The organism is Georgenia sp. EYE_87, from assembly GCF_023148685.1.
In the GTDB taxonomy this organism is placed as follows: domain Bacteria; phylum Actinomycetota; class Actinomycetes; order Actinomycetales; family Actinomycetaceae; genus Georgenia.
Genome location: NZ_JAHXNL010000017.1, coordinates 37,131 through 56,883, shown reverse-complemented (window position 1 = coordinate 56,883; position 19,753 = coordinate 37,131). Strand labels below are relative to the sequence as shown.

The following is a 19,753-nucleotide window of genomic DNA, read 5'->3' as shown; positions in this document are numbered from 1 at the left end:
GTCCCGCGGCTTTCTTCGGGGCCGCCCCGGGCGCCCTGACCGCGCCTCCACGCGGGGATCCAGCCTCGGCCGTCCCGCCCTGGCTACAGCCTCGGCCCTCCTGCCGGGCGGAGCCTCAGCCCTCGGCTCCCTGCCGGCGGAGCAGCCGCCCCAGTCCCGAGACGTCGACGCCGAGCACGACGAGCTCGTCCTCGCCGACCGCGCCGCAGTCCAGGCCGCGCTGGAGATACCAGGCCAGCGCGCGCGCCGTCGCGGGCTCGTCCATCACCGCCCCCTCCTCGCGGGCGAGGTACGCGCGCAGGCGGTCGGCCGCGGCCGGCATGCCGTCGCGGTAGAAGGCGTACGTGGCCGCGAAGCGGCTCGGCAGGTGCGCGGGGTGGAGGTCCCAGCCCTGGTAGTAGCCGCGCTCGAGGGACCTGCGCACGAGCCGGGCGTGCAGCGCCCAGGCCGCCCGCACCTGCTCCGCCGCCCCCACCGGGAGCACGTTCGTCGACCCGTCGGAGAGGCGCACGCCCGTCCCCGCGGCCGCCAGCTGCATGACCGCCTTGGCGTGGTCCGCCGCGGGGTGCTCCATGGACTGCTGCGCCGCGGCGATGCCGAGGGAGGCCGAGTAGTCGTAGGTGCCGTAGTGCAGGCCCGTGACGCGCCCCTGCCCGGCGTGCACCATGCGGGCCACGAGAGCCGTGCCGTCGGCGCCGAGGATCGCCTGCGGGGTCTCGATCTGCACCTCGAACCCGAGCCGCCCCGCGGGGAGCCGGTGGGCCCGCTCGATGCCGGCGCAGACGGTCACCATCGCCTCGACCTGCTCGACGGCGGTGACCTTCGGCAGGGTGAGCAGGAGCCCGTCCGGAAGGTCCCCGCTCTCGAGGAGCGTGGTGAGGAACAGGTCGAGGGTCCGCAGCCCCCGTCGCCTGGTAGGCCGCTCGAAGCTCTTGAACCGGATCCCGACGAAGGGTGTGGCGCTCCCGCGCTCGAGCTCGTTCCGCAGGGCGCGCGCTGCGGCGACCACCACCTCGTCCTCGGCGTCGCCGTGGTCGCCGTAGCCGTCCTCGAGGTCGATGCGCAGGTCCTCGACCGGCTCGCGGTCGAGCTTGGCACGCACCCGGTCGGCGACCGCGTCACGGAGCTCCGGGGGCACCCCGGCCGCGTCGAGCACCGCCTCGACCCCGCCCGCCCGGGCGAGGGCGGCCTGCGCCTGCTCGCCCCACTCCCCGGCGAGCCCGGCGTGGTAGCGGTCGGCCGGGACGTAGACGGTGTGGACGGGCTGACGGCTCACGTCGTCGCCCGGATAGTCCCGCTCGAGGCGGGCGTCCACGGGTGCGAGGAGATCCTCGACGGCGCGGAGGGCGGCTTCGTCCAGCGTGGTTCTCGTGGGTGGATCGTCGGAGCTGCGGCCGGGCACACGCATGGTCAGGAGTTTCCTTCCGGATCTGGCGCTGAACTTTCGACATGTGGAAGACTGGTTCCGCACGGTCGGCGGGACCGCGAGGCACCGGGCGACGCCCCGAACGGCGGGAGGCAAGGATGGCTGAGAACACCGGGGTCCAGTCCGTGGACCGGGCCATCGACCTGCTCGAGATCCTGACGGACGTGGGCGGCGACGCCACGCTGAGCGAGCTGGCCACCAGCACCGGCCTGCCGCTGCCGACGATCCACCGTCTCATGCGGACCCTGGTCAACCGCGGCTACGCGCGGCAGCTGCCCTCGCGCCGCTACACCCTCGGGCCGCGGCTGATCCGCCTCGGCGAGAGCGCCGGCCGCCAGCTGGGGGCCGGGGCCCGCCCCCACCTCGAGCGCGTGGCGCGGGAGCTCGGCGAGACGGCGAACATGGCCATGATCGACCGTGACATGGCCGTCTACGTCGCCCAGGCGTCGTCCTCGCACTCGATGCGCATGTTCACCGAGGTCGGCCGCCGCGTGTACTGCCACTGCACCGGCGTGGGGAAGATGGTGCTCGCGCAGCTTCCCGACGCCACGGTGCGGGAGATCGTGGCGCGCACGGGCATGCCGGCGGCCACGGACCTCTCGATCACGAACGTCGAGGATCTCCTCGTCGAGCTCGCCAGGATCCGCCAGCGCGGCTACGCCGTCGACGACGGCGAGCAGGAGATCGGCGTGCGGTGCTTCGCCGTCGCCGTCCCGGACGCCCCCACCCCCTCGGCCGTCTCCGTCTCCGGGCCGGCGGCGCGCGTCACCTTCGAGTTCGGCGAGAAGGCCGTGCCCGTGCTCCACGAGGCGGCCCAGCGGGTCGCCGGCGAGCTGCTCAGCGCGCGCTGAGCAGCCCTCAGCGCGCGCCGAGCAGCTCGGCCGCCCGGACGTCGTCGCCGTCAAAGGCGCAGCCGCAGCGGCAGCCCCCGCTCGACCGTACGACTCCGGACGCAGACCCACGCCCGTCCGCCGTCCCGCGGGCCGGTCAGCAGAAGCCGGTCACGGTGGCCCAGGCCCGGGGCTCAGGCTGGACCTCCGAACGCCGGACCTCCGCCTCGATGAGGCCGTAGGGCCGGTCCGCGGCGTAGAACACCTCGTTCGGGTTCTCCAGGCCGAAGGGCTTGAGGTCCACGAGGAAGTGGTGCAGGTTCGGCATCGAGAACTTGATCTCGCCGATCTCCGGGTGCGCCTCGAGCACCCGGGCGCCCATCTGGTACAGCGTCTGCTGCAGGGCGTAGGAGTGCACGTCCGCGAACGTCTCGAGCAGGATGCGGCGCACGTCGCCGTAGACGGCGTTGAAGTCGACGTCGTCGCTCAGGTAGCGCCACCGCGCGGTCACCGACGTGGCCAGGATCCGGTCGTCCGTCTCCTCCAGCGTCGTGTAGCGGTCGCGCGGGAAGCCCTTGAACTCCGACCCGGTGGACTTCAGGACCGACAGGTCCTCCAGCCCGGCCACGACGAACACCTCGTCGCCGTCCCGCTGGACGACGGCGGTGCGCGTCTCCGTGCCGCCCTTGACGAAGGAGTGGTTGTGCTCGCCGCCCGCCGCGTCGTTGAGGAGCGAGGTGCGGATGCGCTCCCAGGTGTACTGCTTGACGCCCCAACGCCCCCCGGTGACCCAGTCGAAGGAGGTGGTGAAGTGCTCCGAGAGGCGGATCGCGAACTCCTCGGGAGAGCCGATGCCGTCCTTGGCGAGGGCGAAGACGGTGTTCTTCTGGGTGTCGGTGGCCACGACCGGGGAGTTGTCGCCCTCGGTGTGCGCCACCGTGAAGTCGCCGCGCAGCTGGGAGGTCACCGAGAGGTCGGTGATGCGGTGGCGCGGCTGGTCCCGGTCCACCTTGACCAGCCGCACCTCGGCCTTGCCGTACTGGTTCTCGCCCAGCACGATCGAGCCGTCGCTCCTGGGGGCGCCGGAGGCCGCCGGGTCGGTGAGGGTCTCGCTCATTTCTCGCTCCTTCGATGGGTGGTGCGGCGGACGGACGGGAGGCGTGCGGCGGACGGTCAGCTTCCGCGGTACGTCGAGTAGGCGAACGGGCTGAGCAGGATCGGCACGTGGTAGTGGTCCTGCCCCTCCTCGACGACGAAGTCGATCGTGACCTGGGGGTAGAACGTGCGCCGGCCGTGGGCGGCGAAGTACTCCCCGGTGGCGAAGACGAGGCGGTAGGTGCCCGCCTCGAGCCGCTCCGGGCCAAGCTCGCGGTTGCGCCCGTCCTGGTCGGTGACGCCGGCGGCGACCTCGGTCACCCGGTCGGCGTGGTGGCGCGAGAGCCGAAGCCCGACGCCGGCGGCGGGGACGCCGGTGACGGCGTCGAGGACGTGGGTGGTGATGTGCGACGTCATGAGAGCTCTCCCTGGAGTCTGAGGACGGCGATCTCCCGGAGCTGCTCCGCGGCGGTCCGGCGCTCCGTGGCGCGGTCGTGGGTCAGGCGTTCGTCGAGCGCGGCGAGGATCTCCTCGGGCCCGCGGCCGGCGGCCCGGATGAGGAAGACGTGCCCGAAGCGTTCCTCGTAGGCGCGGTTGCCCTCGGCGAGCCGACGGGCGAGATCCTCGTGCATGCCGGCCACGCCTGCCTGCTCGCGACGGGAGTGCTCGGCGTCGGCCGCCTCCCCCTCCGGCCGCTCCCCGATCCGGGGGTGGCGCGCCAGCGCGGCGTCGACCTCCTCGTCCGTCCACGGGTCGGCCGCGGCACGGGCGGCGGCGACGGCGTCGGCGACCGTGGCGTACGGCCTGCCCCGCACGACCTCCTCGGCCCAGCGCGGGACGGTCGCGCACGCCAGCAGCAGCGCCCTGGCCTCCGCCGGGTCGGCCGCGTTGAACCGGTCGAGTCCTGGGGCCACGAAGTCCTCCGGCGATGTCGTCGAGATTTTCACATGTTGGAAGCACGCTTCCAATCCCGTGCAGTCAACTCGGCCCGGAACCGGGTGTCAAGAGGCCGGGACGAGCGGTCCTGCACTCCGGACCGCGCGGCTACGGGCATCTCCCCCGATCGGTCGGTGACAACTCCGACGGACGGGACGTTAGCCCCAGGAAACGGACATTTGGGCGCGCCATGCTCTTACTCAAGAGCTTCATCAGGTGACAACCGCTCGAAGGAGAGCACGATGGCTACCACGACCCCGCACCGCACAGCGCGAGCGGTGACCTACCAGGAAGACATCATCACCTCGTCCGCGGCCCGCAAGACGCTGGCCGTCGGCCGGATCATCATCGGGTGGGTCTTCCTCTGGGCCTTCATCGACAAGCTGTTCGGCCTCGGCTTCGCCACCCCGGCGGAGCGCGCGATGCTGAACGGCGGCACCCCTGCCCAGGGATACATCAACGGCATCGAGGGGCCGTTCGCCGGCTTCTTCCAGCTGTTCGCCAACCCGTTCGGCGACTACCTGTTCATGCTCGGCCTGCTGGGCATCGGCGTCGCGCTGATCACGGGCTGCGGGCTGAAGATCGCCGCCGTCACCGGCACCCTGCTCATGCTGTTCATGTACCTGGCGGCCCTGCCCTTCGTGGGTGAGCACGGGACCAACCCGATCACCGACTCCCACTGGGTCGAGGCCATGCTGCTGATCATCCCGGCGGTCACCCTCGCGGGCGACACGTGGGGGCTCGGCAAGTGGTGGGGCGGCAAGGTCGGCAACAGCTGGCTCCGCTGAACCACCGATGCCGACGGGTCGTACCGACCCGGCACGACGAAGGCCCTGGCCGCACGGCCAGGGCCTTCGTCGTGCCGGAGGTCAGCGCACCTCGGCGGCGTCGGCGCGCTGCTCGTCGAGGTGGCGCTGGGCCTCGGTCCGCACGGCGTCGGCCACGGCCTCCGCCACCCGGGTGTCGAAGACGCCGGGGATGATGAACGCCGGGTTGAGCTCGTCGTCGGAGACGACCTCGGCGATCGCCACCGCCGCCACCCGCAGCAGCTCCGGCGAGATGTGGGTGGCGCCGGCGTCGAGCAGCCCGCGGAACAGGCCCGGGAAGGCCAGGACGTTGTTGATCTGGTTCGGGTAGTCCGACCGGCCGGTCGCCACCACGGCCGCCGTCTCGCCGGCCTCGATCGGGTCGACCTCGGGGGTGGGGTTGGCCAGGGCGAAGACGATCGCGTCGTCGTTCATCGTCGCCACGTCCGCGCCGGTGAGGATGTTGCCCGCGGAGACGCCGATGAAGACGTCCGCCCCCGCCAGGCCCTCCTTCAGCGTCCCGGTGAACTCCTCCTCGTTGGTGTTCTCGGCGATCCACCGGCGGTACTCGTCGCCGTTGGTGGCGCCCCTGTGGAGGGCGCCCCCGCGTCCGAAGCCCACGATGTGCCGGGCGCCCTGGGCCTTGAGCAGCTTGATGATCGCCGAGCCGGCGGCCCCGACGCCGGAGACGACGATGCGCACCTCCTCCATCGACTTGCCGACCACCTTCAACGCGTTGATCAGCGCCGCCAGCACCACGATCGCGGTGCCGTGCTGGTCGTCATGGAAGACCGGGATGTCCAGCTCCTCGCGCAGTCGCGCCTCGATCTCGAAGCACCGCGGCGCGGAGATGTCCTCGAGGTTGATCCCCCCGTAGACCGGTGCCATCGCCTTGACGATCGAGATGATCTCCTCGGTGTCCTTGGTGTCCAGGCACACCGGCCACGCGTCGACGTGCCCGAACTCCTTGAACAGGGCGGCCTTGCCCTCCATCACCGGCAGCGCAGCCGCCGGACCGATGTCCCCCAGACCCAGCACCGCCGTGCCGTCCGTGACCACCGCGACCGTGTTGCGCTTGATCGTCAGCCGGCGCGCGTCCTCCGGCTTCTCCGCGATCGCCAGGCACACCCGCGCGACACCCGGGGTGTACGCCCGCGACAGGTCGCGCCGGGTCTTCAGCGGCACCTTCAGCGCCACCTCGATCTTCCCGCCCAGGTGCATCAGGAACGTCGAGTCCGACATCTTCAGCACCTGCACGCCCTCCAGGGCGTTCAGCGCGTCCCGCACGCGCTCCCCGTGCTCGCCGTCCACCGTGTCGCACGTGACGTCGACCGTCAGCTTCGTCGTCGAGGAGTGCACGATGTCGACCCCCATGACCGCCGCACCGGCCTCCGCGACGGCCGAGACGACCGTGCTCGTCGCCCGCTGCGACGCCGGAACCTCCACCCGCAGGGTGATCGTGTAGCTAGGGCTGGGGAGTGCCATGTCTGAAGCCTTCCGGGCGGGGTGAAAGTGCGTTGCATCCTATCCCGGCGGTCCGCGCAGCAGCCCCGGCCGCGCCCCGCGCGCCGCGCTCGCCCGCTCCCCGCGCGCCGTGCCCCGCCCAAATCGGCATCCGGCGGGGACGGCGACGGCGGGTCCTCCCCGCAGGGAGAACCCGCCGCGCGTGCGGGCGTCAGCCGATGCGCGCCATGAGGATCTCGCGCACCTTCGCGGCGTCCGCCTGTCCGCGCGTGGCCTTCATGACCGCGCCGACGATCGCGCCCGCGGCCTGGACCTTGCCGCCGCGGATCTTCTCCGCGACGTCGGGGTTGGCCGCCAGCGCCTCGTCGACGGCCGCCTCGAGGGCGCCGTCGTCGGAGACGACCTCCAGGCCCCGGGCCACGACGACCTCCTCGGGCGAGCCCTCGCCGGCCAGCACGCCGGCCAGCACCTGCTTGGCGAGCTTGTCGTTGATCCGCCCGGACTCCACGAGGGCGGCCAGCTCGGCCACCTGCGCCGGCGTCACGGACAGCTCCTCCAGGCTCACACCGTCGTTCTTCGCGGTCCGGGACAGCTCGCCCATCCACCACTTGCGGGCGGCGGCGGGGTCCGCGCCGGCCGCGACGGTGGCCTCGACGAGGTCGCTCGCGCCGGCGTTGACGAGGTCGCGCATCTCGGCGTCCGAGAAACCCCACTCGCCCTGCAGCCGGCGGCGGCGCACGGCCGGCAGCTCCGGCAGGGACGCCCGGATCTCCTCGACCCACTCGCGCGGCGGCGCGATCGGGACCAGGTCCGGCTCGGGGAAGTACCGGTAGTCCTCGGCGTCCGACTTCACGCGGCCCGGAGAGGTCGTGCCGGTGTCCTCGTGCCAGTGCCGGGTCTCCTGGACGATCGAGCCGCCGTCGTCGAGGATGCCCGCCTGGCGCGAGATCTCGTACCGCACGGCCCGCTCGACGGAACGGAAGGAGTTGACGTTCTTCGTCTCAGTACGGGTGCCCAGCGGGTCGGTGGGGTTCGCCCGCAGGGAGACGTTGACGTCCGCGCGGACGTTCCCGCGCTCCATCCGCGCCTCGGAGACGCCGAGCGAACGGAAGATGTCCCGCAGCGCGCTGACGTACGCACGGGCCACCTCGGGGGCGCGCTCGCCGGCGCCCTCGATCGGCCGCGTGACGATCTCGACCAGCGGGATGCCCGCGCGGTTGTAGTCCACCAGCGAGTGCGTGGCCCCGTGGATGCGCCCGGTGGAGCCGCCCACGTGGGTGTTCTTGCCGGCGTCCTCCTCCATGTGCGCCCGCTCGATCTGCACGCGGAAGATCTCGCCGTCGGAGAGCTCGACGTCGAGGTAGCCGTCGTGCGCGATCGGCTCGTCGTACTGCGAGGTCTGGAAGTTCTTCGGCACGTCCGGGTAGAAGTAGTTCTTCCGGGCGAACCGGCAGGACTCCGCGATCTGGCAGTTCAGCGCGAGCCCGATGCGCACGGCGTACTCGACGGCCTTGCCGTTCACCGCGGGCAGTGCGCCCGGCAGGCCCAGGGAGACGGGCGTGACGGCGGTGTTGGGTGCGGCGCCGAAGGTCTGGGGCGCGCCGTCGAACATCTTGGTGGCCGTGCCGAGCTCGACGTGCACCTCGATGCCGAGCACGGGGTCGTACTTGCGCACGGCCTCGTCGTAGTCGACCAGGGTCTCGGTCTGGGCGCTCATCGGGCGCTCACCTCCAGCTCGGGGGCCTTGTCGAGCAGGGGCACGCCCCACTCCTTGGTCAGCAGACGCTCGAGGACGCCGCCGACCCGGTACAGCCGGGCGTCCTCCCGGGCCGGGGCGAGCACCTGGAAGCCGACCGGCAGACCGTCGTCGCTCAGGCCCGAGGGGAGCGAGAGGCCGGGGATGCCGGCGAGGTTCGCCGGGATCGTGGCGACGTCGTTGAGGTACATGGCCATCGGGTCGTCCAGCTTCTCGCCGAAGCGGAACGCCGTGGTGGGCGCCGTCGGCGAGACCAGCACGTCGGCCTGGGCGAAGGCCGCCGCGAAGTCGCGCTGGATGAGGGTGCGCACCTTCTGGGCGGAGCCGTAGTAGGCGTCGTAGTAGCCGGCCGAGAGGGCGTGGGTGCCCAGGATGATCCGGCGCTTGACCTCGTCGCCGAAGCCCTGACCGCGGGTGGCGGCCATGACGGTCTCGGCGGTGACGGGTCCGTCGGCGGGCTCGACCCGCAGCCCGAAGCGCATGCCGTCGAACCGGGCGAGGTTCGAGGACGCCTCCGCGGGCATGATCAGGTAGTAGGCGGCGAGCGCGTACTCGAAGCTGGGGCAGGAGACCTCGACGACCTCCGCGCCGGCGGAGCGCAGCAGCTCCACCGCGTGCTCGAAGCTCGCGCGGACGCCGGGCTGGTAGCCCTCGCCGCCGAGCTCGGAGACGATGCCCACGCGCACCCCGGCGAGGTCTGTGGACCGGGCGGCCTCGACGAGGCCGCCGACCGGGTCGGTCAGCGAGGTCGAGTCGAGCGGGTCGTGCCCGCCGATGACCTCGTGCAGGAGCGCGGAGTCGAGCACCGTGCGGGAGACCGGGCCCGCCTGGTCGAGCGAGGACGCCATGGCGATGAGGCCGTAGCGCGAGACGCCGCCGTAGGTCGGCTTGGTGCCGACGGTGCCGGTGACGGCCGCGGGCTGACGGATGGAGCCGCCGGTGTCGGTGCCGATGGCGAGCGGGGCCTCGAAGGCGGCGACGGCGGCCGCGGAGCCGCCGCCCGAGCCGCCGGGGATGCGCTCGAGGTCCCACGGGTTGCGCGTGGGCCCGTAGGCGGAGTGCTCCGTGCTGGAGCCCATGGCGAACTCGTCCATGTTGGTCTTGCCGAGGATCGGCATGCCTGCCTGGCGCAGCTTGCGCACGATGGTCGCGTCGTAGGGCGGTACCCAGCCCTCGAGGATCTTCGAGGCGGCGGTGGTGACCTGCCCCTTGGTCACGACGACGTCCTTGACGGCGATCGGCACGCCGGCCAGCTCGGGGAGGTCCTCCCCCGCGGCCCGGCGGGCGTCGACGTCGGCGGCCGCGGCGAGCGCCTCGTCGGTGTTGGTGTGCAGGAAGGCGTGGACGGCGCCGTCGACGGCGGCCATCCGGTCAAGGTGGGCCTGGGTGACCTCGACGCTGGACACCTCGCGGGAGCGGAGCAGCTCGGCGAGCTCGGCCGCGGTGCGGCGGGTGAGGTCGCTCATGCGTCCTCCCCCAGGATCTGCGGAACGGCGAACATGCCGTCGTGCGCCTCGGGCGCCGCCGCCATGACGGCGTCGACGTCGAGGGTCTCGACCACCTCGTCCGCGCGCCAGACGTTGCTCAGCGGGATGGGGTGGGAGGTGGCGGGCACGTCGGGGGTGGCGACCTCGTTGACCCGGGCGACGGCGCCGGCGATGACGTCGAGCTCGCCGGCGAGCCGGTCGATCTCCTCGGGGGTCAGCGCGATCCGTGCCAGGGCCGCGACGCGCGCGACCTCGTCGGAAGAGATGGTGGACATGCCGCAGATTCTACGTGGCGGGCGGCGGCCCTTAGAGCGCCGAGCGGCCGATGAGGTCCAGCAGCGCGGCGCCGTACGCGTCGGCGGGCTCCGCGGCCGCGTGCTCGACGTCCTCCGTGCCCGGGCCGGCGGGGAACCTCGCCCGCACGCGGTAGCCGTCCACCTCGCGCTCGAGCCGGCGGAACGTGGCGCCGAGGAGCTCTCTCAGCTGGTCCTCACGGGGCCGCCACACCGTCTGGTCGATCGTCACCGAGTCCAGAGCCCACTCGGTGGTGCCGTTGAAGCCGAGGATCGTGCCCGTGGGGTACGTGCGCGCCTCGACGGTCATCTCCGAGATCGTGAAGACGTCGCCGGCGAGCTCGGGCTGGTCGATCGAGAAGCGGTCCCCTGGCGCCGGGTGCCAGCGCAGTCCGGCCTCCTGCAGGGCCCGCGCGAGTTCGAGGGAGATCATCGGCCCAGTATCGGCCAGCCAGGCGCGGGCGGCCCGGCAGCCGGGCTGCGGGCTCAGCTGCTCGGGGTGCCGGCAGCCCCGAGGGATGGCTAGAAGGTAACGGGGTGGGCCGCCGTCGCGCGTGGCGGGCGGAGGCCGCGCAGCGGATGTTCCGGACCGCGCCGTGCCATAGGTTTGGGCCATGTCGCTCCGTCAGCGCGTCGGCCACGCGGTCCTCAGCCTCCCGCACGTCGAGCCTCGGGACGTGTGGCGTGCGGTTCGGTGGTACGTCGGTGCGGTGGCCACGCTGCAGGCCTCGGCGATCGCCACGGTGCTGGCCGTCGACCGGGTGCGCAAGCACCGGGAGCCGCCGTCGGGCGAGTTTCCCCGGACCGAGCCCGCACGGGTGGCGGTGGCGGACTCGCAGGTCACGACGTTCACCTACGGCGCCGACCTGTACGAGGACATGCTGGCGCGCATCGAGACCGCCGAGCACACCATCTACTTCGAGACCTTCATCTGGAAGGCGGACAGGACCGGGCACCGGTTCAAGGACGCCCTCCTCGCCGCGGCGCAGCGCGGCGTGGAGGTCTTCATCGTGTTCGACAGCTGGGGGAACGGCGTGGTCTCCCCCCGGTTCAAGCGGTTCCCCGACCTCCCGAACCTGCACGTGCTGAAGTTCCCCTTCTTCCGGCCCGGCCTGCTGACCCTCAACCTGCGCAAGACCGGTCGCGACCACCGCAAGCTGCTGGTGGTCGACGGCGTGACCGGTTACGTGGGCGGGTACAACATCGGCGACCTCTACGCCACCACGTGGCGGGACACCCACCTGCGGGTGGACGGCCCCTCGGCCTGGGAGCTGGAGAACGCCTTCGTCGACTTCTGGAACGACCATCGCAAGAAGAAGCACCCGGAGATCCCGGACCGCGGTGCGCGGTCGTGGGACGCCCGGATCCGCGCGGCGCAGAACGCGCCCGCCCGGCTGATCTTCCCGGTACGCGGCATCTATCTCGAGGCGATCGACCGCGCCGAGGACCACGTGTACATCACGCAGGGCTACTTCATCCCCGACCGGGAGATCCTTCACGCCCTCATCTCAGCCTCCCGCCGGGGCGTCGACGTCCGGGTGCTCATCCCCGAGTACTCGAACCACATCCTCGCGGACTGGGCGGCCCGCACCTACTACTCGCGCCTGCTGGAGGCGGGGGTCACCATCTGGCTCTTCCAGGACGCGATGGTGCACGCGAAGACCATGACCGTGGACGGCCGCTGGACGACGGTGGGCACGACCAACATCGACCGGCTGTCCATGACCGGGAACTTCGAGATCAACCTCGAGCTGTACGACGACGACCTGGCCGAGCAGATGGAGAAGATCTTCCTCAACGATCTCGGCAACTCCCGCCAGCTCACGCTCGAGGAGTGGGAGCAGCGTGGGCTGCACCGCCGCGTCCTGGAGCGGGTCCTCAAGCCGCTCGCGCCGCTGCTGTGAGCCGGCCGGCGTCCGGCCCGGTCAGACGGTGAGCTCGTAGACCCACATCTGCGGGTGCGGTTCCCAGCCGCCCACGTAGTCACGGGACGGCTCGCGGCGAAAGCCGAGCCTCTCGTAGAGACGGTGCGGCGCGCCGGGGCCGTCGCTGCTGACCACCGAGAGCACGAGCGCCGGATATCCCTGCTCCTGCGCCCACTCCGCCGCACCGCGCAGCAGCGCCTCGCCCGCCCCGCGGCGCTGCGCCGTGGGGTCGACGGTGAGCATGCGCACCTCGAGCTCGTCACCGCGGGCGAGGTCCGCGTAGGCGCCGCCCGCCGCGGCCAGCGTCAGCGAGCCGAGGACCTCCCGGCCGGAGCGTGCCACCAGCACGACGGCGTCCGCCGCCCGGGCGGCGACGTCACGCAGCGCGGCGGCGTACTCCTCGGACAGGTCGAGGACGGCGCCGTAGGCGGCGACGCCGATCTCGCCGGCCCGCTCGAAGTCCTCCGGGCGGGCGAGGTCGACGGTGATGCGCGCGGTAGGGAGCACGGGCGACATTATGCAGCCGCACACAGGCGTCCGCGACGGACCGGATCCGACCGACGTGCGCGCTTGATCGACCTCGCTCCGTCGGCCATCGCGCGTCGCCCGATCGTGCTCCCGGCCGTTCCCGTCCCCAGCGTCCCTTCCTATGCTGGGGACCTCGGGCGCCGGCCGGCGCCCCCGGCACGAGGAGGTGTCCGCCATGACCGGGCGAGTGGTGCACTTCGAGATCCCGTTCGACGACGCCGAGCGCGCCAAGGCCTTCTACCGGGAGGTCTTCAGCTGGCGGCTTCAGGACATGCCCGAGTGGGACTACGTCACCGTCTCCTCCGGCCCCACCCGGGAGGACGGGACGGCGACCGAGCCCGGCTACATCGGCGGCGGCATGACGCCCCGGAACGACATCAACCGCGCCACCGTCATCACGATCGACACCGACGACGCGGACGCCACCCTGGCGACCGTCGCCGCGCACGGTGGCGAGGTGCTCCAGGAGAAGCTGCCGGTGGGCGACATGGGCTTCGCGGCCTACTTCAGGGACTCGGAGGGCAACGTCGTGGGGCTCTGGCAGGACGCCGCCCGCCCGTCGACGTAGTTGTACGGGCGGCGTGGCGGCTACGCCTCGACCTGCACCAGGTCGGACACGGCGTCCGGTCCCCCGGCGAGCAGGGCCGTGAAGCCGGCCTCGTCCAGGATCGGCCGGCCGAGCTCGCGCGCCTTCGTCTCCTTGGTCCCGGCGTTGTCGCCGACGACGACGAAGTCCGTCTTCTTCGACACCGAGCCGGAGGCCTTGCCCCCGCGGGCGATGATCGCCTCCTTGGCGGAGTCGCGGCTGAACCCCTCCAGGGACCCGGTGACGACGACGGTGAGCCCCTCCAGCGTGCGCGGGACGGACTCGTCCCGCTCGTCCGCCGTCCGGACGCCGGACGCCGCCCATCGGCGCAGGATCTCCTGGTGCCAGTCCACGGCGAACCACTCCTGGAGGGCCGCGGCGATCACCGGGCCCACGCCGTCGACGGCGGCGAGCTCCTCGAGCTCGGCGGCCTGGATCGCCTCGAGCGAGGCGTAGTGGGTGGCCAGGGCACGCGCCGCGGTCGGGCCGACGTGCCGGATCGAGAGGGCCACGAGGACCCGCCACAGGGGCTGCGTCTTCGCCTTCTCGAGCTCGGCGAGCATGCGCTCGAGGTTCTTCGACGGCTTCGTCGGCGCACGGACCGTGCCGTCGGGCTTGCGCTGCTCCTTGGTCCAGAACGCACGGACGGCGCGCCAGTCCCCGGTGGGCTCACCCTTCAGGGTCTTCGGCTGGTAGACGACGACGTCGCGCAGGTCCTCGGCGGTGAGCTCGAACAGCGCCGCCTCCGTGGTGAGGACCGGTCGCTGGGGCAGCGGCACCCCGAAACCTGCAAGCTGTTCCTCGTCGGGCAGGCGGCCCTGCTCGTCGGCCGGCAGCCGCACCGTCGCGGTCTCCGTCTCGAGGCTCCGGCCGGCGGTGAGGGCGCGCAGCGCCTCGGCGCGGCGCACGTCGGGGTTGGTCAGGGCGAGGGCGGCCTCGTACCCCAGGGCCTCGATGTCCAGGGCCCCGCGCGAGGCGACGTGCGCCACCCGCTCGGTGAGCTGGGCGGGGCAGGACCGGGCGTTGGGGCAGCGCAGGTCGACGTCGCCCTCCTTCGCCGGGGCCAGCGGGGTGCCGCACGAGGGGCAGTTCTCGGGCATGACGAACTCCCGCTCGGTGCCGTCGCGCAGGTCCACCACCGGCGCGACGATCTCGGGGATGACGTCGCCCGCCTTGCGCAGGACGACGGTGTCCCCGATGAGCACGCCCTTGCGGCGCACCTCGTTGGCGTTGTGCAGGGTCGCCTGGGCGACGGTGGAGCCCGCCACCAGCACCGGCTCCATCACGCCGTAGGGCGTGACCCGCCCGGTGCGACCCACCTGCACGCGGATGTCGAGGAGCTTGGTGTTGACCTCCTCCGGCGGGTACTTGTAGGCGGCCGCCCAGCGCGGGGCCCGGGAGGTGGAGCCCATCTGCCGCTGGAGCCCGAAGTCGTCGACCTTGACCACGATCCCGTCGATCTCGTGCTCGACGGTGTGCCGGTGCTCGCCGTAGAAGGCGATCATCTCCTCGACCGCCGCGCGCGAGTCCACCACCCGGGTGTGGGAGGAGACCGGCACGCCCCAGGCCCGCAGCTGCTCGTAGAGGTGGGACTGCGAGGACCACCGCTCGGGCGGGCCGGCGGGGCCCCAGTCCACCGCGCCCACGCCGTGGGCGATCATGTCCAGCGCCCGCGAGGCGGTGACCTTCGGGTCCTTCTGGCGCAGGGAGCCGGCCGCGGAGTTCCGGGGGTTGGCGAAGGGGGCCTTGCCGGCCGCGACGAGCGAGGCGTTGAGCTCCTCGAACGCGGTCACGGGGAAGAAGACCTCGCCGCGGATCTCGATGCTCGCCGGGTGGTGGTCCCCGGCCAGCTGGCGCGGCACGGAGGCGATCGTGCGGACGTTGAGCGTGACGTCCTCGCCGGTCCGGCCGTCCCCGCGCGTGGCGGCGCGCACGAGCCGCCCGTCCTCGTAGAGGAGGTTGACGGCGAGGCCGTCGATCTTCAGCTCGCACGTCATCGCCACGTCCGTCCGGCCGGCGGCGGCGTGCACGCGGGTCGCCCACTCGCGCAGCTCCTCGAGGGAGAACACGTCGTCGAGGCTCTGCATCGGCTGCCGGTGCTCGACGGTGGCGAAGTCCGTGGAGTACGTGCCGCCGACCCGCTGCGTGGGCGACTCCGGAACCCGCAGGTCCGGGTGCTCCTCCTCCAGCGCCTCGAGCTCGCGGAGCAGGGCGTCGTACTCAGCGTCCGAGATCGTCGGGGCGTCGCGCACGTAATAAGCGAACTGCGCGGCGTCGACGGCCTCGGCCAGCTCGGTCCACCGCTGGCGCACGTCGGCCTGGGCAGCCCCGGGCACCTCGGCGGTCGAGCCCTCCGTCAGCGGGCCGAGCGCGTCGTCGGAGTCTGGCGTCGATGAGGTCGCGGTCACGAGGGACATGATGGCAAACCCCGCCCACGTCGGCCGGTCAGTGGTGGATCGACCGCCGCCGTCGTCAGTCCCGGAGGACCTTGCCGAGCAGCTCCGCCAGGGTGGCGCGCTCCGACGGGGTCAGCGCGGCGAGGAAGGATGCGGACTGCTCGGCGCGGTGCCGCTCGACCACCTCCCGGACCCGCGCCCCCTCCGGCGTCGGCCGGACGACCACGGCACGCCGGTCGCGGGCCGACGGCGAGCGCTCCACCAGACCCCGCGCCTCCAGGGCGTCGATCACCTCGGTCGCGGACCGCGGCGCGATGCGCAGGGCGTCGGCGACGTCGGAGAGCCGGGTCTCCCCCTCCCCCGCGCGGGCGCACACCACACGCAGCGCGCGGACGTGGTGGGGCGAGAGCTGCCACGGCGCGAGCGCGTCCGCCGAACGCCGGCGCAGCGTCCGCGCGGCCCGCATCAGCAGCTCGGCCGGGTCGGCGGCGTCGTGGGACGCGCCGCCCTCGTGGGCGGCGCCGCGGCCGTGACCCGTTCCACGGTCGTGGGTGCCACCGTCGTGGGGGCCACCGTCGTGGGGGCCACCGTCATGGGCTTCCCGGTCAGCGTGGGCCGCCTTCTCGTCGCTCATGCGTCCACCCTATCGGTGGCGTCATCACCTCATTGTGAGGTAGCCTCACCATCTAGTTCCTCCAGACTGAATCGAGGTGGTGTCCGTGAGCGACATCATCACCGGGCCGCCACGGGGCGGCCCCTCCGGCGGCCCCGTCCGCAAGGACCCGAAGGATCTCGCCCAGCTCGAGTCTCACCCGGTCAGCCTGCGCCGGATCGGCGCGCTCTTCCGACCGTTCCGCGGTCGCCTGGCCGTCGTCGTCGGACTCATCGTGGCCGCCTCCGTCGTCGGGCTGGCCACCCCCTTCCTCACCCGGCGCCTGATCGACGAGGCGATCCCGGAGCAGGACGTCCCGCTCCTGCTGCTCCTGGTGGGCGGGATGCTCGCGGTCACCGTGGTCGCCGCGGTGCTGGGCGTCGTCCAGACCTGGCTGTCCACGACTGTGGGCCAGCGCGTGATGCACGGGCTTCGCACGGACGTCTTCGTCCACCTGCAGCGCCAGTCCCTCGACTTCTTCACCCGGACCCGCGGCGGCGAGGTCCAGTCGCGCCTGACCCACGACATCGGCGCGATGCAGTCCGTGGTGACGACGGCGGCCACGTCGATCGCCTCCAACGTCACCACTGCCGTCGGCACCGCCGTCGCCATGGCCGCACTCAGCTGGCGCCTGTCTCTCCTCTCCCTCGTGGTCCTGCCGCCCGCGATCTGGCTCACTCGCCGGGTCGCGCAGCTGCGCCGTGCCGTGACGGCGAAGCGCCAGCGCGCGCTGGCCGGCCTGCACGGGCAGGTCGAGGAGTCCCTCTCCGTCAGCGGGGTGCTGCTCGGCAAGACGATGGGCACCGGACCGCTGCTCTCCGAGCGCTTCCGCGCGTCGTCGGAGGACCTGCTGGACCTCGAGGTGCGCGCCGAGCTCGCCGGCCGCTGGCGGATGGCGACCATGAGCGTGGTCTTCGCGGCCATCCCGGCCCTGATCTACCTCGCCGCCGGCCTCCCGGCCACCTCGGGCGGGATGACCATCGGCACGCTCGTCGCGTTCACCGCCCTCCAGGCCGGACTGTTCCGCCCGCTGATGGGCGTGCTGAACGTCGGCGTGCAGATCACCAGCTCCCTGGCGCTCTTCAGCCGGATCTTCGAGTACCTCGACCTGCCCGTCGACATCGCCGACCCCGCGGACCCCGTGGACCTGGACCCCGGCCTCGTGCGCGGCACGGTGCGGTTCGAGGGCGTGGGCCTGACCTATCCCGGCGGCGACCGGCCCGCCCTCGCCGCCGTCGACCTCGTGGTCCCCGCGGGCGCCCGGCTGGCGCTGGTGGGCTCGACGGGCGCCGGCAAGACGACGCTCGCCTCGCTCGTCGCCCGCCTGCACGACCCGTCCACCGGGCGGGTGAGCATCGACGGCGTGGACCTGCGGGACCTGCGGCTGGGCACCCTCGCGCAGATCGTGGGCATGGTCTCCCAGGAGACCTACCTGCTCCACGCCACCGTGCGGGAGAACCTGCGCTACGCCCGCCCGGACGCCACGGACGTCGAGATCGAGCAGGCCGCCCGCGCCGCCCAGGTGCACGACCTCATCGTCTCGCTGCCGGACGGCTACGACACGGTCGTCGGGGCGCGCGGGCACCGCTTCTCGGGTGGGGAGAAACAACGGCTCGCGATCGCCCGGACGCTCCTGCGCGACCCGCGGGTCCTCGTCCTGGACGAGGCGACCAGCGCCCTGGACACCCGGACCGAGCGGAGCGTGCAGGCCGCGCTCGACGCCGTCAGCCACGGCCGCACGACCATCACGATCGCCCACCGTCTCTCCACCGTGCGCGACGCGGACCTCATCGCGGTGCTGGACGGCGGACGCGTGATCGAGGTCGGCGACCACGCCACCCTCGCCGCGGCCGGCGGGCGTTACGCCGCCCTGCTCGCGGCGTCGGAGGAGCGCCGGGAGCCCGCGCTCGCGGGCTGATGGGCCCTGTGGTCCCGCGGGCCGTGGCCGCGCGGGGCACGGGTGCGGCCCCGCGACCCCATGGCGCCGGGTGTCCCGCGACTCCCGGCGCCCCGCGGCTCCGGTCGCGCCCCCGGCGGCTCCGGACGCCCACAGAAACTAGAGGACAGCCTGGAGGAACACCTGGGTCCGTTCCTGCTCGGGGTCGGAGAACATCACCTCCGGGGACGCCTCCTCGATGATCCGCCCGTGGTCGAACATGAGGACCCGGTCGGAGACCTCGGCCGCGAACTGCATCTCGTGCGTGACGATGAGCATCGTGATGTCCGTGTCACGGGCGACGTTGCGCAGCACCGAGAGCACCTCGCCCACCAGCTCGGGGTCGAGCGCCGAGGTCACCTCGTCCAGCAGGAGGACCTCCGGGTCCATCGCCAGGGCCCGGGCGATGGCCACGCGCTGCTGCTGGCCGCCGGACAGGCGGGTGGGGTGAGCGTCGGCCTTGTCGGCCAGGCCCACGAGGTCCAGGAGCTCGCGGGCCCGCCGCTCCGCCTCCGACCGGGACCGGCCCAGCACGTGCACCGGGGCCTCGGTGATGTTCTCGAGGACGGACATGTTCGGGAAGAGGTTGAACTGCTGGAAGACCATTCCGATCCTCGTGGTCATCCGGGCGACGTCCTTCGGCCTGCGCTCGACGCGCCGGTCGCCGCGCCGCTCGTGGGTGAGCGGTTCGCCGTCGACGTAGATGTACCCGCCGGTGAGGTGCTCCAACGTCATGACCAGTCGCAGGATCGTCGTCTTTCCCGAGCCCGAGGGGCCGATGAGGGTGACGCGCTCACCCTTCCTGACCTCGAAGTTGAGGTCGTTCAGCACGACGTTCTCGCCGAACTTCTTCACGACGTTCTCGAACCGCAGAGCGGGCACGGCGGCACCGTCCGGTGCGGCCTGGTTCTCGGTCGCGGCCTGGTTCTCGGTCGCGGCCTGGTTCTCGGTAACGGGCTGGTTCTCGGCAGCAGTCTGGTCTTCAGTAGCGGGCAAGGCGGGTCTCCAATCTGCGCAGCAGGACCGAGGTGGGGTAGCTCGCGGCGAGGAAGATCAGGCCGGCGAGCGTCAGTGCCTCGGTGTAGGTGAAGGTCTGGGCGCCGTACTCCTCCGCCCGGGTCACCATCTCCACGACGAAGATGACGGTGAGGAACGGGGTGTCCTTGAACATCGAGATCACCCAGGTGCCCAACGCGGGCACCGTCGTGCGCAGCGCCTGCGGGATGACGATCTTCCGCCAGGTACGGGTCCTGGACATCGACAGCGCGGTGGCTGCCTCCCACTGGCCCTTCGGCACCGCGTCGATCCCGGAGCGGTACACCTCGGCCATGTAGGCGGCGTAGTGGATGCCGAGGACGGTGATGCCGATGGTCAGGTTCGAGAAGCTCCCGAAGGTGTAGTAGGCGAACAGCAGCTGGATCACCAGCGGTGTCATGCGGACGAACTCCATGACCCAGTGGACCGGCCGGGCGATCCAGACGGGCGCAAGCCGGCGGACCATCGCGACGGCGAGTCCGAGCACGGCCGCGATGACCGAGCCCACCACGGTGGCGACCAGGGTGACCTGGAGGAAGGTCTCGACGAGCTGAGGAAGGACGGCCGCGGCACGGTCCCAGCTCCAGATGTCGTTGTCCATG

At 72.4% G+C, this 19,753-nt stretch carries 19 protein-coding genes; 5 read left to right on the top strand and 14 right to left on the bottom strand.

Annotation, left to right across the window (positions count from 1 at the left end):
• Positions 1 to 115 precede the first annotated feature (115 nt).
• The gene (locus KZX45_RS17915) at positions 116 to 1,408 is read right to left on the bottom strand and encodes an aldolase/citrate lyase family protein (protein WP_248259120.1); all 1,293 of its coding nucleotides are present in this window, start codon (positions 1,406 to 1,408) and stop codon (positions 116 to 118) included.
• A gap of 116 nt (positions 1,409 to 1,524) precedes the next feature.
• Between KZX45_RS17915 and KZX45_RS17910 the strand changes: the two genes are divergently transcribed.
• Positions 1,525 to 2,277, top strand: a complete 753-nt coding sequence (locus KZX45_RS17910) for an IclR family transcriptional regulator (protein WP_248259119.1) — start codon at positions 1,525 to 1,527, stop codon at positions 2,275 to 2,277.
• A 136-nt stretch (positions 2,278 to 2,413) separates the two neighbouring features.
• On the opposite strand, the gene pucL is transcribed toward KZX45_RS17910, so the two are convergent.
• Genes pucL through uraD form a run of 3 tightly spaced genes read right to left on the bottom strand, consistent with a single transcriptional unit; the run spans position 2,414 to position 4,265 of the window.
• Complete coding sequence (gene pucL, locus KZX45_RS17905; protein WP_248259118.1) at positions 2,414 to 3,373, bottom strand: factor-independent urate hydroxylase; 960 nt, start codon at positions 3,371 to 3,373, stop codon at positions 2,414 to 2,416.
• Between the two features lie 56 nt (positions 3,374 to 3,429).
• On the bottom strand, positions 3,430 to 3,768 hold the full coding sequence (uraH, locus tag KZX45_RS17900; RefSeq protein WP_248259117.1) for a hydroxyisourate hydrolase: 339 nt from the start codon (positions 3,766 to 3,768) through the stop codon (positions 3,430 to 3,432).
• Positions 3,765 to 4,265: a 2-oxo-4-hydroxy-4-carboxy-5-ureidoimidazoline decarboxylase gene (gene uraD, locus KZX45_RS17895; RefSeq protein WP_248259116.1), complete on the bottom strand. Its 501-nt coding sequence runs from the start codon at positions 4,263 to 4,265 to the stop codon at positions 3,765 to 3,767. Before uraD ends, uraH begins: the two co-directional genes overlap by 4 nt.
• Positions 4,266 to 4,529: 264 nt before the next feature.
• Between uraD and KZX45_RS17890 the strand changes: the two genes are divergently transcribed.
• Entirely contained in the window at positions 4,530 to 5,075 is a 546-nt protein-coding gene (locus KZX45_RS17890; protein ID WP_248259115.1) for a DoxX family protein, read from the top strand.
• Between the two features lie 81 nt (positions 5,076 to 5,156).
• Here KZX45_RS17890 and KZX45_RS17885 read toward each other — a convergent pair whose 3' ends face one another.
• The 5 genes from KZX45_RS17885 to KZX45_RS17865 all read right to left on the bottom strand — a co-directional run bounded on the left by KZX45_RS17885 (position 5,157) and on the right by KZX45_RS17865 (position 10,526).
• Positions 5,157 to 6,578: an NAD-dependent malic enzyme gene (locus KZX45_RS17885; RefSeq protein WP_248259114.1), complete on the bottom strand. Its 1,422-nt coding sequence runs from the start codon at positions 6,576 to 6,578 to the stop codon at positions 5,157 to 5,159.
• 190 nt (positions 6,579 to 6,768) lie between these two features.
• Positions 6,769 to 8,274, bottom strand: a complete 1,506-nt coding sequence (gene gatB / locus KZX45_RS17880) for an Asp-tRNA(Asn)/Glu-tRNA(Gln) amidotransferase subunit GatB (RefSeq protein WP_248259113.1) — start codon at positions 8,272 to 8,274, stop codon at positions 6,769 to 6,771.
• Entirely contained in the window at positions 8,271 to 9,779 is a 1,509-nt protein-coding gene (gene gatA, locus KZX45_RS17875) for an Asp-tRNA(Asn)/Glu-tRNA(Gln) amidotransferase subunit GatA (protein ID WP_248259112.1), read from the bottom strand. Before gatA ends, gatB begins: the two co-directional genes overlap by 4 nt.
• Positions 9,776 to 10,075 carry an Asp-tRNA(Asn)/Glu-tRNA(Gln) amidotransferase subunit GatC gene (gene gatC, locus KZX45_RS17870; protein WP_248259111.1) on the bottom strand — a complete coding sequence of 100 codons (300 nt, stop codon included), beginning with the start codon at positions 10,073 to 10,075 and terminating at the stop codon, positions 9,776 to 9,778. Before gatC ends, gatA begins: the two co-directional genes overlap by 4 nt.
• Before the next feature lie 31 nt (positions 10,076 to 10,106).
• On the bottom strand, positions 10,107 to 10,526 hold the full coding sequence (locus KZX45_RS17865) for a pilus assembly protein CpaE (RefSeq protein WP_248259110.1): 420 nt from the start codon (positions 10,524 to 10,526) through the stop codon (positions 10,107 to 10,109).
• A gap of 181 nt (positions 10,527 to 10,707) precedes the next feature.
• Here KZX45_RS17865 and KZX45_RS17860 point away from each other — a divergent pair, with 181 nt between their 5' ends.
• Positions 10,708 to 11,997, top strand: coding sequence for a phosphatidylserine/phosphatidylglycerophosphate/cardiolipin synthase family protein (locus tag KZX45_RS17860; RefSeq protein WP_248259109.1), 1,290 nt, complete (start codon positions 10,708 to 10,710; stop codon positions 11,995 to 11,997).
• 21 nt (positions 11,998 to 12,018) lie between these two features.
• Here the strand turns inward: KZX45_RS17860 and KZX45_RS17855 are convergent, their stop codons facing one another.
• A complete protein-coding gene (locus tag KZX45_RS17855) occupies positions 12,019 to 12,525 on the bottom strand; it encodes a GNAT family N-acetyltransferase (protein ID WP_248259108.1) in 507 nt (168 codons plus the stop codon).
• Positions 12,526 to 12,721: 196 nt separating this feature from the next.
• On the opposite strand from KZX45_RS17855, the gene KZX45_RS17850 reads away from it, so the two are divergent.
• Positions 12,722 to 13,114 (top strand): VOC family protein, encoded by a 393-nt coding sequence (locus KZX45_RS17850; protein ID WP_248259107.1) that lies wholly within the window; start codon positions 12,722 to 12,724, stop codon positions 13,112 to 13,114.
• 20 nt (positions 13,115 to 13,134) lie between these two features.
• On the opposite strand, the gene ligA is transcribed toward KZX45_RS17850, so the two are convergent.
• Together ligA and KZX45_RS17840 are read right to left on the bottom strand one after the other, a co-directional pair.
• A complete protein-coding gene (gene ligA / locus KZX45_RS17845; RefSeq protein ID WP_248259106.1) occupies positions 13,135 to 15,549 on the bottom strand; it encodes an NAD-dependent DNA ligase LigA in 2,415 nt (804 codons plus the stop codon).
• A 55-nt stretch (positions 15,550 to 15,604) separates the two neighbouring features.
• Positions 15,605 to 16,162, bottom strand: coding sequence for a MarR family winged helix-turn-helix transcriptional regulator (locus tag KZX45_RS17840; protein WP_248259105.1), 558 nt, complete (start codon positions 16,160 to 16,162; stop codon positions 15,605 to 15,607).
• 85 nt (positions 16,163 to 16,247) lie between these two features.
• Here KZX45_RS17840 and KZX45_RS17835 point away from each other — a divergent pair, with 85 nt between their 5' ends.
• Positions 16,248 to 18,098, top strand: a complete 1,851-nt coding sequence (locus KZX45_RS17835) for an ABC transporter ATP-binding protein (RefSeq protein WP_248259104.1) — start codon at positions 16,248 to 16,250, stop codon at positions 18,096 to 18,098.
• 138 nt (positions 18,099 to 18,236) lie between these two features.
• Here the strand turns inward: KZX45_RS17835 and ehuA are convergent, their stop codons facing one another.
• Together ehuA and ehuD are read right to left on the bottom strand one after the other, a co-directional pair.
• On the bottom strand, positions 18,237 to 18,998 hold the full coding sequence (ehuA, locus tag KZX45_RS17830; protein ID WP_248259133.1) for an ectoine/hydroxyectoine ABC transporter ATP-binding protein EhuA: 762 nt from the start codon (positions 18,996 to 18,998) through the stop codon (positions 18,237 to 18,239).
• A 100-nt stretch (positions 18,999 to 19,098) separates the two neighbouring features.
• On the bottom strand, positions 19,099 to 19,752 hold the full coding sequence (ehuD, locus tag KZX45_RS17825; protein ID WP_248259103.1) for an ectoine/hydroxyectoine ABC transporter permease subunit EhuD: 654 nt from the start codon (positions 19,750 to 19,752) through the stop codon (positions 19,099 to 19,101).
• Position 19,753: the final 1 nt, after the last annotated feature.

Coding starts and splice junctions, on each gene's coding strand:
- pucL (WP_248259118.1), bottom strand. CDS start 3,373: ATGAGCGAGACCCTCACCGACCCGGCGGCCTCCGGCGCCCCCAGGAGC.
- KZX45_RS17890 (WP_248259115.1), top strand. CDS start 4,530: ATGGCTACCACGACCCCGCACCGCACAGCGCGAGCGGTGACCTACCAG.
- ligA (WP_248259106.1), bottom strand. CDS start 15,549: ATGTCCCTCGTGACCGCGACCTCATCGACGCCAGACTCCGACGACGCG.
- gatC (WP_248259111.1), bottom strand. CDS start 10,075: ATGTCCACCATCTCTTCCGACGAGGTCGCGCGCGTCGCGGCCCTGGCA.
- KZX45_RS17865 (WP_248259110.1), bottom strand. CDS start 10,526: ATGATCTCCCTCGAACTCGCGCGGGCCCTGCAGGAGGCCGGACTGCGC.
- KZX45_RS17860 (WP_248259109.1), top strand. CDS start 10,708: ATGTCGCTCCGTCAGCGCGTCGGCCACGCGGTCCTCAGCCTCCCGCAC.
- KZX45_RS17885 (WP_248259114.1), bottom strand. CDS start 6,578: ATGGCACTCCCCAGCCCTAGCTACACGATCACCCTGCGGGTGGAGGTT.
- gatA (WP_248259112.1), bottom strand. CDS start 9,779: ATGAGCGACCTCACCCGCCGCACCGCGGCCGAGCTCGCCGAGCTGCTC.
- KZX45_RS17915 (WP_248259120.1), bottom strand. CDS start 1,408: ATGCGTGTGCCCGGCCGCAGCTCCGACGATCCACCCACGAGAACCACG.
- ehuD (WP_248259103.1), bottom strand. CDS start 19,752: ATGGACAACGACATCTGGAGCTGGGACCGTGCCGCGGCCGTCCTTCCT.
- KZX45_RS17910 (WP_248259119.1), top strand. CDS start 1,525: ATGGCTGAGAACACCGGGGTCCAGTCCGTGGACCGGGCCATCGACCTG.
- KZX45_RS17850 (WP_248259107.1), top strand. CDS start 12,722: ATGACCGGGCGAGTGGTGCACTTCGAGATCCCGTTCGACGACGCCGAG.
- gatB (WP_248259113.1), bottom strand. CDS start 8,274: ATGAGCGCCCAGACCGAGACCCTGGTCGACTACGACGAGGCCGTGCGC.
- KZX45_RS17840 (WP_248259105.1), bottom strand. CDS start 16,162: ATGAGCGACGAGAAGGCGGCCCACGCTGACCGGGAAGCCCATGACGGT.
- uraH (WP_248259117.1), bottom strand. CDS start 3,768: ATGACGTCGCACATCACCACCCACGTCCTCGACGCCGTCACCGGCGTC.